This window comes from Psychromonas sp. Urea-02u-13, assembly GCF_002835995.1.
Taxonomy (GTDB): Bacteria; Pseudomonadota; Gammaproteobacteria; order Enterobacterales; family Psychromonadaceae; genus Psychromonas.
Map to the genome: position 1 here is coordinate 1 of NZ_PJBZ01000223.1, position 749 is coordinate 749.

1 protein-coding gene is annotated in these 749 nt (G+C 34.0%); it reads left to right on the forward strand.

Going from position 1 to position 749, the window contains the following annotated elements; all coding sequences use genetic code 11:
- Positions 1–334 precede the first annotated feature (334 nt).
- Positions 335–619 (forward strand): type II toxin-antitoxin system RelB/DinJ family antitoxin, encoded by a 285-nt coding sequence (locus CXF74_RS21500; RefSeq protein ID WP_101084689.1) that lies wholly within the window; start codon positions 335–337, stop codon positions 617–619.
- Positions 620–749 lie beyond the last annotated feature (130 nt).

The following is a 749-nucleotide window of genomic DNA, read 5'->3' on the forward strand; positions in this document are numbered from 1 at the left end:
TTGGCTGGTAATACCAAAAAGCGCGATTGTCTTAAATTCAAACATGAAACACCTCACATCCCCTTTTAAAATCCATCATATTTATAAATAACCTCGCATTGTCTTGTTTACCTATTTCGTGGAACGTTAATAGCATTTTTGTTAGAAGAAGTGAAATCGGACATCCCTTTTTTGATTCATTTTCTTGTTATGAATGCATTCAAAAACAAAGGTATATTCAGATTTATCAACACTTGAAAAAAGATTTGGGTGTCCAGAACATTGTGTGTATTTGTATACGTTTGCACTCCTTTGTACTACAATGTAATACAAACACATACACTTGGACACTATTATGAAAACAGAAATGCTAACAACTCGCATTGACCATGATACTAAATTGGCCTTTACACACATTTGTGATGAAGTTGGTTTAAGCCCATCACAAGCTATTAAATTATTTGCTCGCGCCGTGATTAACTACGGTGGCATTCCTTTCGAGCTTAAAGTAAAACAACCTAACAGTGTGACGGCAAATGCAATATATGAACTATCACAAGGTAAAGGCAACAAAGCAGAAAGTGTCACAACACTTATTTCAGAATTAACTGAAGGCAAAGTTAACGATGTTACTTCTTGAATACTCGAACCAATTTAAAAAAGACTTCAAGAAAATAACTAAAATGCCAATCCCAGATATCATTGAAGTCGGTAATGTTATTTCGACTTTACAAAAAGGGATTGTCACATAAAGCCTGATTTAGTCTTAA